Here is a 480-nt window from a genome sequence, read left to right as displayed (position 1 = left end):
CTAACGTGCTAGACTTTAGACGATTAAGTCTGTACGGTTCGGAGGTTTCCATGGCTCACATCGCGAAATACAACGCTCCATCGGTCGGGCACATGCTTGCCCACTACCGCCGCGACCGCAGCAGCCTGGAGCGCGACAACATCGACCCCGAGCGCATCAAGAACGACTTGGTGGTCGGCCACTACACGAACAAGGACGGCAAGCTCGTTGTGGGGCGCGTGGAGCCGCGCGAGGGCGAGCGGAACTGGGGCACGGTGGAGAGCCGCATCGAGCGCGTGAACGAGGCCCAGAAGGCCGCAGGGAAGCGTGCCACGCGCAAGGATGCGGTCGTTATGGCTGACGTTGTTGTGACGCTTCCCGACAATGTGCGCAAGGGCGATGGGGACAGGTTCTTCCGTCTCACGTACTGGTACCTGTCGAAGAAGTTCGGCATCGAGAACATGATGGGCGGGTACGTCCACAAGGACGAGGTGTTGAAGG

At 60.8% G+C, this 480-nt stretch carries 1 protein-coding gene; it reads left to right on the top strand.

Annotation, left to right across the window (positions count from 1 at the left end):
• Window positions 1–50: 50 nt before the first annotated feature.
• The coding region (locus NE591_RS12325) for a plasmid recombination protein (protein ID WP_256156754.1) at window positions 51–480 on the top strand (430 nt) is incomplete at its 3' end.

Origin of the sequence: Adlercreutzia sp. DFI.6.23 (assembly GCF_024462535.1) — a bacterium.
Taxonomy (GTDB): Bacteria; Actinomycetota; Coriobacteriia; order Coriobacteriales; family Eggerthellaceae; genus Adlercreutzia; species Adlercreutzia rubneri.
This window is presented reverse-complemented; position numbering and strand designations above follow the sequence as displayed.